Genomic DNA, 15,905 nt, shown 5'->3' with positions numbered 1-15,905 from the left:
ACATCAGTCGTGGCGGCACACCCACCAGTGGAGGACCTTGCGTGCGACGCGGTCCGACGGGTCGCACGGGTCGCTGCCGACCACAGTCGCGTGAGGGCCGGCCTTCAGCGCCTGCCGCGTGTACTCGCCGATCCGGATCGCCGACGAGGGCGACAACTGCACGCGCTCGCGCGACAGGAAGTCCACGTGGTACGACACCCAGTACGATGCCCACCCGTAGCGGTCGCCGTGCGCCACGAGGTCGTCGGCCAGGACGCGGTAGGCACTCGGCGGCGGCGTCGAGCGGTACTCACGCAGCAGTTGGACGTGACTCCAGGCCATCGCCCCCGCCCACGCGACGCACCCGAGGCCGATGGCGAACGAAAGGGTACGTCGGGTCGCCGGGTGACCGACGTCCGGCGAGACGGGAGCGGCTGGCGACAGCCGCACGAAAGCAAGCGCCGTGAGGCCCACGGGCGCGAAGGCCAGCAGCAGGTGGTACCTGATGGTGAACAGGCTCTGCACGTTGCATCCGGTGGCCACGCCGCCGAGGCCGAACAGGCCGGTCAGCAGGAGCATCAGCGGCAACAGCACGCGCGGATCGTCGGGCGCGCGCCCCGGCGGCAGCCAGCGCAGGCCACGCCTGGCGACGGCCACGAGCGCCGCCAGCCCGGCAAGCGCGAGCGGCACGGCGGCCCAGGGCACGCCGGTCGGCCGCGCCGAGAGGATGAGCGCGCCCGGGGGTTGCGCCTGCACGCCGAAGAACGTCGGCACGTTGTGGCCACCGAGCCACGCGAGGTTGCTGGCCATCACGCCCGGCGCCAGGCACACGCTCCGGGCCACCAGGTCGACGTTGGTGACGCCGTCCTCGAGCCGGGGCGGCGCCGCCTCGGGCCCGAACATCGAGGCGGTGTGCCGCAGCAGCGTCACGGTCTGGCGCGCCCCGAGGAACACCAGGGCGACCACCAGCCAGTGAGCGACGCGCCGCCGCGTGAACAGCTCGCCCGTCCACGCCTCGAGGACGACGATCGCCGCGGCTGCAAACAGCGTGAACTCGCGCTGCAGGAAGCCGAACGCGAACAGCAGGCCGAAGGCGACGGCCCGCCGCCGCACCATCCACAGCAGCAGGCCATAGAACAGCGGCTCGATCGTGCCGCCCTGCGCCTGCACCATCCGGCTCGCCGTCACCGGGGGCAGGGCGACGAACCACAGGGATGCCACCCCGGCCTGCCACGCGCGCAGCCCGGCGTCACGGACGAGCAGGCGGATCAGCAACGCGCCGGTGGCGACGTTGATCAGCAGCAGCGGCAGCTTGAGCCCGAAGACCGTCGGCGCACTCGCGAGGAACACGAGCGCCGCCATCCAGGCCTGCACGCCCATCATGTACAGCTGGCCGTAGAAGAACAGCGGCCAGGCCCGGCCCTCCGACAGGTGCAGGGCCATCAACCCGACGATGGCCTGGTCGGCGTCGAAGTCCGCCTGTTCGTAGTGGAGAAAGACCCAGGAACGAAGGACAATCAGCGCCGCCGCGGCGAGGATGGCCAGCCAGCAGGCCAGCGATGACGAGGAGCGGACGGGCGTGAGCACGAGATCGGCAGGACCGGCAGGCGGGCCCGGAACGGGCGCCCCGCCGACCTCGCGCATTGTACGCACGTCGGGCGTCGCGGGGCCGGCCCTGGCGGGCGCCCTCGTCATGATCACCGTTGCGCTGGCGGTGCCCTCCACCGCCTGGCTGCCGTACGCCCGGGGGCCTGCCACGGCTGACGCGTGGAACGCGGCACTCACCGGCGTGCAGGGGGGACTCGCCGCCGCGCAAATCGCGGTCGGCGCGACGGTCGGTAGCGGCGCCGCCATCGCCGGGGCCGTCCTGGTGGCGGCGGCGCTCGGCGCGGCGACGACGGCGATCCTGGCGCGCGCGCTCCTGCGATCGGGCCTGTCGCCCCTGCTGGCGAGCTTGCTGGCGATCGTCGCAGCCGCGGCGCCGCTGTCGGCCTGGCAGGCGTCGTCGCCTCTGGGCGCTGGCCCGCTCACGATGGCCAGCACCCTCGCGCTGTGGTGGCTGGTGTCGCGCCCCTCGTCATCGCTCCGGGCCGGCGTCGGCGTGCCCGTCGCGCTGGTGGCGTTGCTGGCGGTGGCGGAAGCCGTCGCGCACTGGCGCCACGGGTCGTCGCTCGGCGCCAGCCTTCAGGTGATGCGGGAAGACCTCGGCCTGATCGGGCTCACCCTGCTCCCGGCATGGCTGGGACCTGCCGCCCCGCAGGTGCCCCGCCGGTGGGCATGGCTCGGCCTGGTGGCGGTCACGCTGGTCACCACACCGCTGACACCCGCGCTGCGCGCGGCCGTGTTGCTGCCATGGGCATGGTGGCTGGTCGGCGCCGGCATCGCCCAACTCGTCGCCTGGCGGGGCCGGTGGGCGGGTCGATGGGCGGTGGCGGGACTGATCGCCTGGGCGACCCTGCACTCCGCCCAGGTGCCATGGGGCCATCAGCGGCAACAGGCGGCCCTCGTGCGTACATGGGCGGAGGGCGTGGCCGCTCACGTGTCGCCGGCCTCGCCCCTCGTGGTGGCGCCGTCGGCGCAGGGCCTGCTCGCGCGCGCGCTCGTCCCCGAGGCCGACGCACGGACCGTGGCGCCTGAGGCGACCGCGGCGGCGGCGCGAGCTGGACGACGGCCGATCCTCGTGGACATGCCGACCCGCGACCGGCTGCGCTGGCAGGGCGTCGCGCTCGACGAGGTCGGCGATGGCCTCGGGGCGCCGCTGGAGGCGGTGCTCGAGGCGCTGCCGCGGGGCATCGTGGCCGTCGCCGTCATCTCGCAGGACGCCGCGGCGCGCTTGTCGGCGCCGCAGTGGCGCGCCCTCGCGCGGATCGGCCTCCGACTCGCCGATGCGGGTCAGCCGCGAGCGCACGCCGTGGTCGGTCTCACCGGCACGCGAGTCGAAGGACTGGAGGTGGCGCAAGCCGGATCGGCGCGCCTCGATATGCAGCCGGGCGATCCGCTCGGCCGCACCGGCGCACGCGCGCCCGTCGACCTGCGCCTCGAGGCAGGGTCCAGTCGCGTCAGCGCCTGGTTACGAGGACAGCCCGTGCTCGAGGACGAACGCGGCCTCGCGCTGCTGTTCTTCAGCACGCGCGGGGACTTCCTCGCCTGGCGCAGTGGACCGCTGCCGTCAGGCCTCGACGGCCCCGCCCTTGGCGGCGGCCCACGGACGCGCAGCCAGGTGATCACCTCGCTGCCGTGCGTCGACATCGCTCCGGATCGCGGCGCGGCCATCGGCCACCTGGCGCAGGCCGGGGCACTGGGCCTCGTCACGTCCGGGCCGGGCACGATCGACGTCCGGTTGACCCGCGCGAGCGGCATCTCCGGCGACGTCCGCCTCGCCACACGGGCCAGGCCCGACGGGCCGACGCTGTCGACGGGCCAGCACGGCTCGTTCGCCCTCGCGTTCCCTTCGTCCGGCGCCATGGGACTCCTGCTGCGGGGCGCGGTGACCGATGCGCGGGCGACCAGTACCGTGGCGAGCCGGGTGTGTGCCGCGTGGCCGATGCTCCACCCCCTGGAGGTGACGCGCGAGCCCATCGAGATGCGCGTCGCGCCGAGCCTCGAAGCACATTTCGGGTACGGCTGGCACGACGCCGAGGTCGAGCCCGGCATGGGGCAGTTCCGCTGGATGGCGGGTGGACGCGCCGACCTGCTCTTCGCGTTCCGCTCACCCGGATCGCTGGTGTTCGCCCTCGACGCGCAGGGCCCGGGCGCCCCGGAGCCCGGCGACACCGTCACGCTTGCGGTGAACGGCGTCGGGCTCGCCGCCCACCCACTCATGCCCACCCGCGGGATCTACGAGTGGCCCGTCGAGGCGACCCACCTGCATGCGGGCCCGAACACCTTCACGCTGATCACCACGCGCACGCGTCGCCCTGCCGACCTGCGACCGGGGGCCGATGGGCGCACGCTCGGCCTGCTCGTCCGCGGATGGACGATCCGCCGCCAGGAGTAGCGCACCGAGCCGCACCGGGACATTCCCCGATATCGTTCGACAGGACCGCGTGATCACCTCGCAAGGTCGCGTGGTTGCACGCGTCGCCAATCACGACGAAACACTTACGCTTTCGTCTCTGACTCGGGGCCTCGAGTGCTCCCGACATCACGGCGCACGCGTTCTTCCGGCCGTGTCCGACAGGCGCGCGACTTGCAGGGCCGTCGTTCGAACGTGCGGTACCCGGTCCGAGCGCTCGCCCACCGAACGCGCCCGGTCCTCACCCTTATGAAGTGTCACGTCGGCGGACCGGCGGCCTGTCGCCGCCAGCCCTGGTGTGACTTCAGCGAGGTTCGTGCATGACCCGTCTCGTATTTCCGGCCATGGTGCTCGCCAGCGCCATCGCGCTCTCCGTCCCGGCGCCCCTCGTGGCGGCGCCGCCGTCACTCACCACCTGGCTCTTCGCCGAGGGCTCCACCAACGGCGCATTCGGCTTCGAGGAGGAGATCCTCATCGGCAACCCGAATGCGGTGCCGGTCGTGGTGACCTTCGAGCTGTTCACGCAGGACGGCCAGGCGCTCGCGCCGATCACGCGCACGGTGCCTGCGCGGGCCCGCTTCACCGAGAGCGTCAGGCAGCTGGCCGGCGACCGTGCCGGCATCGCGCTGAAGCTCACATCCGCCCTGCCGATCGTCGCCGAGCGGACGATGTACTGGGGCGGCGGCCTGTTCCGGCCCGAGGTCAAGGGCTATCGCGGCCGCGTCAGCGACATGCGCGGAGGCCACAGCGAGCACGGCACCGACGAGGGCGCCCGCACCTGGTACTTCGCCGAGGGCGAGGGCAAGTTCTTCAACACGTTCATCTCGGTGGCAAACCCCGGTGACACGCCGGCCAACGTCGTGGTCTCGTATCGCGACGACACCGGCACCGAGGTGAAGCAGGCCGAGGTCGTCCCTCCCCACGCGCGCCGCACCTTCTGGCCCACCGCCGTGCTGAGCCGGCGCCTGCAATCGGGCCGTGCCGGATTCGCGACCATCGTCACGTCGGACGTCGATGTCGTCGCAGAGCGGCAGATGTACTGGGGCGACGGTGCGCCCTCGGGGATCCGCGGCGGCCACGCCGCGATGGGGGTGTCGACGCCTGCGCTGACGTGGCTCTTCGCCGAGGGCATCCAGGGCAGCCTGACACCGGGCGGCGATCCGTCGTTCGACACGTTCGTGCTGCTGTTCAATCCCTCCACCGGCCCCATCGACGTGACCGTCGAGTTCTTCGGCCAGGCCGGCGTGAAGCTCGCGCAGGTGGTCCGCACCGTCGAGGCCGGCGCCCGTGGGGGCGTGTGGGCGAAGGAACTGCCCGCCCTTGCCAACCAGGCGTTCTCCATTCGAGCCACGGCCACCGTGCCGTTCGTGGCCGAGCGCGCCGTGTACTGGCGCGGGTTGTCGGAGGGCACGGCGACGGCCGGCGCCACCGAGCCGTCGCGGCAGTGGGGATTCGCCGAGGGCTTGCAGGGCGGCTTCCTCCGCTACCAGGACGATGACGACGACGACAAGCGCCGGTTCAACACGTTCTTCCCGATCTACAACCCCGGCACGACCGCGGCGACGGTGACCGTGCACTTCTACACGGAACACGGTGACACGGGCGTGAGCAAGACCATCACCGTGCCCGGCCAGTCGCGCGAGACGATATGGACCCTGCTCTACGACGAGCTCGCCAACCGCCGCTTCGCGACCTTCATTTCCTCCACCGAGCCGATCGTCGTCGAGCGCGTCGTGTACTGGGGCAAGGGGAACAAGGCGGGGCACGCGTCGCTGGGCATCCCGCTGCCCGACAGCCTGACGCTCACGGCCGCCACCAAGCTGCCGCCCGCCCCGCAGGTCACGGTCCGCGAAGTCGAGCCCTCGAAGGGCGCCACGACGGGCGGCACCGAAGTCGAGATCGAGGGCACCGGCCTGGGCAACACCGAGTTGGGCACCCAGGTCCTGTTCGGCGGCGTCCCGGCGCTGCGCCTGGAGGTCGAGCACGACCGTGAACTGAAGGCCATTGCGCCGCCGCACGCCCTCGGGCGGGTCGACATCACGCTCATCACCCGTGGCACGACGGTCGTCCTGCCGGGGGCCTTCACCTACGTCGCCCCGGGGGCGTCGGGCGACGACGATGACGACGAGGAGGCAGGCTCACCCGCGGCGGGCACGAAGGTCGAGATCGAGCCGCGATGGGGCCCGGCCGCCGGCGGGACCATCGTGAACGTGGAGGTCGAGAACGTGCTGGGCACGGTCATCGAACCCGGCAGCCAGGTGTTCTTCGGCACGGCGGCGGCCCGCGTGGTGAAGGTCGAGCGCAACGAGATCCGCGTCGTCGCCCCGGCGGGCGCGGCTGGCAAGGTCGAGGTGACGGTGGTCACCCGCGGCCAGGTCGTCGCGCGTGGGGTGTTCGAGTACTTCTAGACCACCTGCCGTTCGATAGGGCCTGACGTGAACGACGCAGACGCGTCCGTTCGGACGGACGAGGGCTCCGGACCATGGAACGGGTAAATCGTTCCGGATGGATTCCGGACACCCCTCGTCTGCCGACCGTCAGCGAATAGGGACGATTGCCGCCAGTCGCCGCGCGTCGGCCTCCATCCAGCCGTTTCCGGCTCCGGCCCATCAATTGCATCTGATGGGTCGGAAGCCGCGGCGCTACGGTGCCGACCTGCCGTCACCGATGTGACCTCAGGGATTTTTTCCGGATTATTTGTTTCACCAGTTTCGGAAGGCTTCTATAGTAGAGGCCGCCCGCGTCTGTCGGTGTCCCGGCCACCGAGTGGCTGACGCGCGTTCACCACGAGGTCGTTTCATGTTCAAAGCCGTCAAGCTGGCGTCGGTGGGGCTGTGTGCCCTGACCGCGCTCCTCTCCCCGGTTGCGGCGTCCGCCACGTCCGGACCCGACCTGACCACCTGGATCTTCGCCGAGGGCTCCACGAACGCGAGTTTCGGTTTCGAGCAGGAGATCCTGATCGGGAACCCGAACACGTCGGTCGTCACGCTGACCTTCAACCTGTTCACGCAGGACGGCGAGCAGTTGGCGCCCGTGGTCCGCACGGTCGCGCCGCTCTCGCGCACCGGCTTCAGCGTCCGTTCGCTGGTCGGTGATCGCGCAGGGGTGGCCCTGAAGCTCACGTCCAGCCTGCCGATCGTCGCCGAGCGCACCATGTACTGGGGCGGCGGCCTGTACCGTGGCGACAAGGTCTGGACGCAGAAGGTCAACGACATGCGCGGCGGCCACGCCGAGCACGGCGCGACCAGCGGCGCCAAGAAGTGGTACTTCGCCGAGGGCGAGGCGCGGTACTTCAACAGCTTCATCTCGGTGGCCAATCCGAACGCGGTGGCCACCAAGGTGCGCGCCACCTATCGCGACGACGCGGGGCGCAAGTACACCGACACCGAGATCGTGCCGGCGTTCGGCCGCCGCACCTTCTGGCCGACCGCGGCCATCGGCGACAAGCTGAAGGACGGCCAGGCCGGCTTTGCGACCGTCGTCGAGTCCCTCGCCGACAACAGCACCACCGACGACGCGTTCACCGGAGAGGCGCAGGACATCGTGGCCGAGCGCCAGATGTACTGGGGCGCCGGCATCCGCGGTGGCACCGTGGCGATGGGCATCACCGAGCCCGAGGACACGTGGCTGTTCGCCGAGGGCATCCAGGGCAGCCTTGCTCCCGGTGCGCCCGTGTACGAGACGTTCGTCCTGCTGTTCAACCCGAACGCCTCGCCGATCGACATCAAGGTGGAGTTCTTCGGCCAGGGCGGCGCGAAGCTCGCCGAGGTGACGCGCACGGTGGCGGCCGACGCGCGCGACAACGTCTGGGCCCGCGAGGTCGAGTACCCGGTCGGCTCCGGCCTGTACCCGCTCCGCAACGCCGCATTCTCGATTCGCACCACCTCGGCGGCGGAGTTCATCGCCGAACGCGCCGTCTACTGGGGCAGCTTCGCGGAAGGCTCGGCGACGGGCGGCGCCTCGGCGCCCGCCCTCAAGTGGGGTTTCGCGGAAGGCCAGCAGGGCGGCTTCCTGATGTACCAGGACGACAACGACACCGACAAGCGCCGGTTCAACACGTTCTTCCCGATCTACAACCCGGGGACGACGCCGGCAACGGTGACCGTGCACTTCTACACGGAGAACGGCGACACCGGCAACCAGGGTGTGACCAAGACCATCACGGTGCCCGGCCAGTCGCGCGAGACGGTGTGGACGCTGCTCTACGACGAGCTCGCCAACGGCAAGTTCGCGACGTTCTTCTCGTCGGATCAGCCGATCGTGGTCGAGCGCGCGATGTACTGGGGCCGCGGCAACAAGGCCGGCCACGCCGCACTCGGCACACCCTTCCCCGAGGGCTTCACGTTCTCGCCGGCCCCGAACGCCCGCACGATCCCGACGGCAACGCTCACCGTGACGCCCAACCGCGGCACCCCGACGGGCGGCACGGAAGTGAAGATCGAGGGCGCCGGCTTCGGCAACACCGAGTTCGGCACGCAGGTCCTGTTCGGCGGCGTGGCGGCCAGGGAGTTCGAGGTCGAGAACGACAGCCTGATCAAGGCGAAGACACCCGGCGGCAAGGGCCCCGTGGACGTGACCGTGATCACCAGGGGACAGACCGTGACGCTGCCCGGCGGCTTCACGTTCTTCGACCCGAACGCGGCCGGCCCGGCCGTGTCGTACAACATCCTCGGCACCGTGAGCGAGGTCGCTGCCGCCCGTCCCTTCGACCTCGCCAACTCGTGCAAGGAGACCGGCGGCAACAACACCTTCATGTTCGAGGTGGTGGCTGCCCTCCGCCTGAAGTACAACACCAACCGCTTCGGCCTCAACTGGAAGCGCGGCAACGTCGGCGACATGTCGCAGGACATCGTCAACTACTACACCGGCGCCGAGGGCACGAGCATGCGCAACAGCACGTCGGTGCGCATCTACGACATCGTCGGCGGGCACTGCGGCACCCGTCCCGTGCCCAACGGCGAGGACGTCACGCAGAAGACCATCGACGGCGGCACGGTCGGCAAGTGGACGACCGACCCGATGTGCACGAACTCGCGCTACCGCGACGCCAAGTACCCCAACGGCGACTGGCTGTTCCCGGAGTGCCGGCCATAGCACAGCCGCGATGCCGCGCTGCCGACGAAGAAAGGCAGGACGGCAGAGGGCACAACGGCTGACGTACGAAGGCCGACGGCCGGATGACGAAGGCCGATCAGCAGGACGACAGGGGCGCTCTCGAGTTTCGGGAGCGCCCCTTCTGCGTGCGGCGGTCGACGTTGCCATGGCCGAGATCGGTCAGCATCTACTGACCAGTTCGCGTCGCGGCTGTGATTGCAGTCGGCGTCCCGGGGTGCCTATAGTGCGAGACGCCCCGCCCACCTGACGGCTCCCGGCCGTCGATCATCTGGGCGCGGATTCCACCGAGGTCCCGCAATGCCCCACGCCAGTCTCGTCGCGACGGCCTGCCTCGCAGTCGCCGCCGCACTCGTGTCGCCCTCGCCGGCGCTCGCCCAATCCGACCTCCGGCACTGGTACTTCGCCGAAGGCTCCACCAACACCGTGCCCGGCTTCGCCTTCGAGGAGGAGATCCTCATCGGCAACCCCGGCGGCACCACTGCGGCGGTGACGCTGCGCTTCCTCCCCGCCGGAGGGGGCGCGCCGATCATCGGCACCACGACCGTCGCCCCCTACAGCCGACAGGGCATCAACGTGCGGCAGTTCGTGCCACGCGGCGATGCCGCCCTCGAGGTGATCTCGACGGCCGACGTCGTCGTCGAGCGCTCCATGTACTGGGGACGCGGTCTGTTCAACTTCGGGCCGGCCTACACGGGCGGCTCACCGGTCACCGACATGCGCGGCGGCCACAACGTGCTCGGCGCCAACGCGCCGCAACTCCGCTGGATGTTCGCCGAAGGTGCCATCGGCGGTCCGTACCAGTTCCAGACCTACGTCCTGGTCAGCAACCCGTCCACCGAGCCGGCCTACGTGCGGGTGAACCTGTTTCCCGGCACGGGCGGGCACCTGATCGAGGGCGCGTGGATCGCGCCGGGCAGCCGCGAGACGTTCTGGATCAACGACGTCGTGGCGCGGCAGATCGGGCCACGCGAGCGTCTCGAGTTCGCCATCGACGTCGAGTCGGCCAACAACGTGCCCGTGGTGGCGGAACGGGCGATGTACTGGGGCCCGTCGCTGCGGGGCGGTCACGCCGCGCTCGGTAGCCAGGCGGCGCCGACGTGGTACTTCGCCGAGGGCGCGCAGGGCGGCCCGGCCAGCTTCGACACGTACGTCCTTCTGTACAACCCGAACCCGAGTGCAGACGTGGACGTGGTGGTGGACTTCCTCGGGGTGTCGGGCGTGGTCAGAAGCGTCACCGAACGCGTGCCGGCGCAGGGCCGCCGCAACGTGTACGCGGGCCTGTATCCCGAACTGTCCGGAGACAACACCACCTTCGCGGTGCGCGCCCACTCGGCCAACGGCCAGCCCATCGTCGCCGAGCGCGCCGTGTACTGGCGAGGCCTGCGTGAAGGCACGGCCTCGGCCGGCGTGACGACGCCGGCGCGCAAGTGGGGGTTCGCCGACGGGCAGCAGGGCGGATTCGGCCAGTTCCAGGACGGCGGCGATCCTGACCCGCGTCACTTCGCGACGTACTACCTGGTGGCCAATCCCACCGCGCAGGCCGTGACGGTGCGCGCGGTGTACTACGTTGAGCCGCAGCCCGGTGAACCCGTGGCGGCCGGCGCCGAGACCACCGTACAGGTGCCGGCGTACTCGCGCCGCACGCTGTCGCCGGCCGAGCACCCGTCGCTGCACAACCGGAAGTTCGCTGCCTTCTTCGAGGCCAGCGATGCCGTCATCGTCGAGCGCGCCGTCTACTGGGGCATCGGGCTGCAGGGGGGCCATGCGAGCGCCGGCGCGATCCTGCCCGATGGCACGCCGTCGTTCGCGGCGCCGACGCCGACGGCGGCCCCGACGCTGCTGGCCATCAGCCCGAACCGGGGCGGCCCCGGCGGTGGCACGGTGGCGTACCTGTACGGGCACGGCCTCGGCCTGTTGTCGTGGCCGGGAGGAGAGACGACGATGGCGTTCGGCGTCACGCCGGTGCCGCGCGAGAACATCACGGTGCTCAACGGCGACACCATCCGGGTCGTCACGCCGGCGAGTGGCCTGGGCCTGTCGAGCGTGCTGGTGAACACGCGCGGCGTCGCGCTGGAACTGCCCGGCGCGTTCAGGTTCGCCGATCCGTTCCTGGCCGGGCCGCCCCTCAGCTTCGGCAGCCTCGAAGGCGTGGTGGCGGAGGTGGCGGCGGCGCGCCCGTTCGATCTGGCCAACTCCTGCAAGGAACGCGGCGGCACCAACACGTTCATGTTCGAGGTCGTCGCCGAGTTACGGCGGCGGTTCAACAGCACACGCTGGGGCCTGAACTGGAAGCGCGGCAACGTCGGCGACCTGTCGCAGGACATCGTCAACTACTACGCGGGTCCGGAAGGCAGCAACATGCGCAACAGCACAGCGGTGCGGATCTACGACACGGTCTCGGGCCATTGCGGCGCGAGGCCGGCGCCGTTCTGGGCCGACCAGACGGCCGCCACGCTGGCTGGCGGGACCGTCGGGCGGTGGACCACCGAGCCGATGTGCGCCATCCCGCGCTACCGCGACGCGATGTTCCCGAGTGGCGAGTGGATGTTCCCTGAGTGCCGGTAGCGCAAGGCCGGTGATGCCGGATGCCGGGCGCCCGTTCGCGTCCCGGCGTCCGGCGTTCGACGCCAGAGGTTCGGCGTTCGGCGTTCGGCGTTCGGCGTTCATGTGTCGGCGATTCGACACATTATTCGCGGTGAAATACCAAAACGACACGATTTGCGTGAAACTTATTTCGTGTATTACACTTCGTCGTTAAACCCTGCCGTGGCGACGAACAGCTGAGATTGCGGACCAGCTTGGTCGCCTATACAGTAGGAGTCTCCCTCGCCGCGCGGTGAATCCCAGTCGCCGTGTGCCGGCGCGGGTTTCATCGACGAGGGTGTTGCATGTACCGAGCGAAACGATTCGCGAGGGCCGCCGTGTGCGCGGCCGTCGCGTTGCTGATGACAGGACCTGCGCGTGCGCAGGATTTCACCACGTGGCTGTTCGCCGAGGGCTCGACCAGCGGGCTGCTCGGCTTCGAGAAGGAACTCCTCCTCGCCAACCCCAATGCGCAGGACGTGCAGGTCACGATTGCGGCCTTCACGCAGGACGGCGACCCGATTGCGCCGTTCGTCCTGACGCTGCCGCCCCTCAGTCGCACCGGCGTCAACGTGCGTTCCCTGCCCGGGGTCGGTGATCGCGCCGGCATCGCGCTGCGCGTCACGGCGACCGGGCCGATCATCGCAGAGCGCACGATGTACTGGGGCGGCGGCCTGTTCCGCGGCGGTCGCCTCTGGGCCTCGCCGGTCAGCGACATGCGCGGCGGCCACAACGAGAAGGGCGTGGAGGCGGGCTCCTACACCTGGTACTTCGCCGAGGGCGAGGGCAAGTTCTTCAACACCTTCATCTCGGTGGCCAACCCCAACGCCGTGCCGACGCGCGTGCGCGTGCGGTACCTCGACGATCGCGGCGCGGCCGTCACGCAGGAGCAGGTGATCGCCGCCAATGCGCGCTTCACCTTCTGGCCCACCGCCGTCCTCAGCCCGCGCTTCCAGCCGGGACAGGCGGGCTTTGCGACGATCGTCGAGGCGATCGACGACGCCAACGTCGGTCCGAAGCAGGTGATCGTTGCCGAGCGCCAGATGTACTGGGGCCCGGGCGCGCCCTTCGGCATCCGTGGTGGTCATGCCGCCATGGGCGTCACGCAGCCGTCAGCCACGTGGATGTTCGCCGAGGGCATCCAGGGCAGCACGCTGAACTTCGACACCTACCTCCTCCTCTTCAACCAGAACGCCACGCCGACCACGGTCACCGTGAAGTTCTACGCTGACGGCGGCACCGAGCTCGCGACGGTCACCCGGACGATCCCGGCGCTGGCCCGCGACAACGTCCCGACGTCGACGGTCCCGGCGCTGGCCGGCCAGGCCTTCGCGATGGAGGTCACCGCGACCCAGCCGATCGTCGCCGAGCGCGCCGTCTACTGGCGCGGTCTGCTCGAGGGCCACGCGACGGCAGGCGCGACCGCGCCCGCCAGGAAGTGGGGCTTCGCCGAGGGCCTGCAGGGCGGGTTCCTGATGTACCAGGACGCGAGCCAGACCGACAAGCGCCGCTTCAACACGTTCTTCCCCATCTACAACCCCGGGGCCAGCGCGGCCACCGTCACGGCGTACTTCTACACCGAGGGCGCCAATACCGGGGTCACCAAGACCATCACGGTGCCGGCCCGCTCGCGCGCCACCATCTGGCCGCTGCTCTATCCCGAGCTCGCCAACAGGAAGTTCGCCACCTTCTTCTCGTCCGATCAGGCCATCGTCGCCGAGCGCGTCGTGTACTGGGGCAACGGGTTCACGGCCGGCCACGCCTCCCTCGGCACTCCCCTGCCGGACGGCTTCGCGCTGACCGCGCCGTCGCTGCCGCCCGCGGCGCCCGGCACCACGCTCACCGTGACGCCCGGCCGCGGCGTCCCGACCGGCGGCACGACGGTCGAAATCGAGGGCACCGGCTTCGGCCACAACGACGTCGGGACGCGCGTGCTGTTCGGCGGAGTCCCGGCCACGTCCTTCGAGGTGGAAACCGACACCCTGATCCGGGCGGTGACGCCGCCGGGGGCGCAGGGCAAGGTGGACGTCACCGTCGAGACGCGCGGCCAGACGATCGTCGCCCCGCAGGCGTTCGAGTACTTCAACCCCTGGGCCGCCACCGGCACGCCATACAACACCTTCCGCGCCAACGCCGGCTTCGGCTGTACGGGCGGCGGTCGCCCCTGCCAGATCATGCCGTCGTTCCTGAACGTGGTGTCCGACATGGCGCGGCGCCAGCCGTTCGACATCGCCAACTCGTGCCGGGCGTTCGGCGGCAACGAGAAGTTCATGGAGGACGTGGTCGCCGAGCTGCGCATCCGGACGGGCACCAACCGCTGGGCCCTGAACATCAAGCGCGGCAACCAGGGCCTGTCGGAGGACATCGTGACCTACTACTACGGTCCTGAAGGCTCCGACATGCGCAACAGCACGCAGGTGTTCATCGTCGACATCATCGCCAACCACTGCAACCCGGCGAACCGGAGCGGTGGCGCGCCGTTCTGGCTCGACCAGACGCAGGCGACCTTCGACGGCGGCACCATCGGCCGCTGGACGCTGGGCGAGATGTGCAAGAGCCCGCGCTACCGCGATGCGGTGAACCCGAACACGGGCGCGTTCCTCTTCCCGGAATGCCGGTGACATGACGACTCGGGCCCGATGCCTCTGGTGTCGGGCCCGAGCCCTTCGGCCGTGGGTCCTGGGCCTTCGGCCTGCCCTCGCTCTCCCCTCCGCACTCCGGCATCGCGGCATTCCGGCATTGGAATGATCTGGGCTACTCTGCCTCCGTGATTGTCCGACCCGACGGCGACAGCTGGCTCCTCATCAGGCAACCTGACCACGCTGCCATGGCCGCAGACCTGCTGGGCCACTGGCAGGCCGATGGCGTGCCCGCGAGGCCGACGCTCGACGTGCTGCTCGCCGCCACGCGCGCCCACGATTGCGGATGGGCCGAGGAGGACGATGCCCCGACGGTCAATCCGGAGACCGGCGCGCCGTGGGACTTCATCCACCTGCCGCTGGAACGGCGCCAGGCCGTGTGGGCGCGCGCGCTGCGCCTGCTCGCCGACACGCCGCACGTCGCCGCGCTGGTCGCCCACCACGCCCTCACCGCCTACGCGCGCTACGACGGCGACCCGGCGTGGCACGAGTTCTTCCGCACGATGACCCGGGAACGCGACAGCCGCGTCGCCGAGCTCGCCGCTGGCGGCGCCGGTTCGTTCGATGGCTTCCTGCGCGACTACGCGTCGCTCCGATCGGCGGACCTGATCTCGCTCGCGCTGTGCCACGGATGGCAGGACAGGTTCGAGCTCGATTACTACAAGGGCGTGCCCGATGGGCCGACGCTGACGCTCACGCCCGACCCGTTCGACGGTGCCGTGGTCGCCTGGCGCGTGCCGGCGCGGCGCATCGCCCGACGCGCGTACGGCTCGGACACCGAACTGCGTGAGGCCGTTGCCGCCGCACCGGTCGAGTGGCTGCAAGGCCAGGTGCAGGGACGCCCGGAGCCCCTCCCCTCATGAGCCGCATCCTGGTCGTCGAGGACGATCCCGACATCGCCGAGCTGCTGCGTCACTTCCTCGAGCGCGGCGGGCACGTCGTCGAAGCGATCACGCAGGGCTCGGACGCGCTCGGACGCCTGCGCGAGCAGGCCGCCGACCTCGTCATCCTCGACCGCATGCTGCCCGGCATCGACGGCCTCGAGGTGTGCCGCCAGGTGCGCGCGACGCCGGCGATTGCCGACCTGCCCATCATCATGGTCACGGCCCGCGCCGAGGAGAGCGACCGCATTGTCGGACTCGAACTCGGCGCCGACGACTACATCACCAAGCCCTTCAGCGCCAAGGAAGTGGTCGCGCGCGTGAACGCCCTGCTGCGCCGGTCGTCCCGCGGCCTCGGGCGGGCCGGCGAGGCGCCCGGCGGCACGGCCGCGCCGCCCCCGGCGCGGGTGCTCGAATACGGCTCGCTCCGTGTCGACCTCGAGCAGCACGTCGTGACCCTCGACGACCGCGAGGTCCGTCTCACCGCCAAGGAGTTCCTCCTGCTGCAGTACTTCCTCGAGCACCGCGGCCGTGTGCTGTCGCGCGACCTCATGCTCACCGACGTGTGGGGCTACCAGTACACGGGCGGCTCCCGGACCGTCGATGTCCACGTGCGCCGCCTGCGCGAGAAGCTGCCGCTGCTCACCGAGGCGATCGAGACGGTCAAGCAGTTCGGGTACAAGCTGCGCTAGC

8 protein-coding genes are annotated in these 15,905 nt (G+C 70.6%); 7 read left to right on the top strand and 1 reads right to left on the bottom strand.

Annotated elements, in window-relative coordinates:
* Positions 1–3: 3 nt before the first annotated feature.
* Complete coding sequence (locus TBR22_RS10720) at positions 4–1,674, bottom strand: hypothetical protein (RefSeq protein WP_239492975.1); 1,671 nt, start codon at positions 1,672–1,674, stop codon at positions 4–6.
* On the opposite strand from TBR22_RS10720, the gene TBR22_RS10715 reads away from it, so the two are divergent.
* The 7 genes from TBR22_RS10715 to TBR22_RS10685 all read left to right on the top strand — a co-directional run bounded on the left by TBR22_RS10715 (position 1,673) and on the right by TBR22_RS10685 (position 15,904).
* The gene (locus TBR22_RS10715) at positions 1,673–3,976 is read left to right on the top strand and encodes a hypothetical protein (RefSeq protein WP_239492974.1); all 2,304 of its coding nucleotides are present in this window, start codon (positions 1,673–1,675) and stop codon (positions 3,974–3,976) included. The genes TBR22_RS10720 and TBR22_RS10715 overlap by 2 nt on opposite strands.
* A 338-nt stretch (positions 3,977–4,314) precedes the next feature.
* A complete protein-coding gene (locus TBR22_RS10710; RefSeq protein ID WP_239492973.1) occupies positions 4,315–6,402 on the top strand; it encodes an IPT/TIG domain-containing protein in 2,088 nt (695 codons plus the stop codon).
* Positions 6,403–6,793: 391 nt separating this feature from the next.
* On the top strand, positions 6,794–9,088 hold the full coding sequence (locus tag TBR22_RS10705) for an IPT/TIG domain-containing protein (protein ID WP_239492972.1): 2,295 nt from the start codon (positions 6,794–6,796) through the stop codon (positions 9,086–9,088).
* 318 nt (positions 9,089–9,406) lie between these two features.
* Positions 9,407–11,674 (top strand): IPT/TIG domain-containing protein, encoded by a 2,268-nt coding sequence (locus tag TBR22_RS10700; RefSeq protein ID WP_239492971.1) that lies wholly within the window; start codon positions 9,407–9,409, stop codon positions 11,672–11,674.
* Between the two features lie 380 nt (positions 11,675–12,054).
* Entirely contained in the window at positions 12,055–14,313 is a 2,259-nt protein-coding gene (locus TBR22_RS10695; protein ID WP_239492970.1) for an IPT/TIG domain-containing protein, read from the top strand.
* A 146-nt stretch (positions 14,314–14,459) separates the two neighbouring features.
* The gene (locus TBR22_RS10690) at positions 14,460–15,194 is read left to right on the top strand and encodes a DUF3891 family protein (RefSeq protein ID WP_239492969.1); all 735 of its coding nucleotides are present in this window, start codon (positions 14,460–14,462) and stop codon (positions 15,192–15,194) included.
* Positions 15,191–15,904, top strand: coding sequence for a response regulator transcription factor (locus TBR22_RS10685; protein WP_239492968.1), 714 nt, complete (start codon positions 15,191–15,193; stop codon positions 15,902–15,904). The genes TBR22_RS10690 and TBR22_RS10685 overlap by 4 nt, the downstream gene beginning before the upstream one ends.
* Position 15,905 lies beyond the last annotated feature (1 nt).

The organism is Luteitalea sp. TBR-22, assembly GCF_016865485.1.
Classification (GTDB): domain Bacteria; phylum Acidobacteriota; class Vicinamibacteria; order Vicinamibacterales; family Vicinamibacteraceae; genus Luteitalea.
This window is presented reverse-complemented; position numbering and strand designations above follow the sequence as displayed.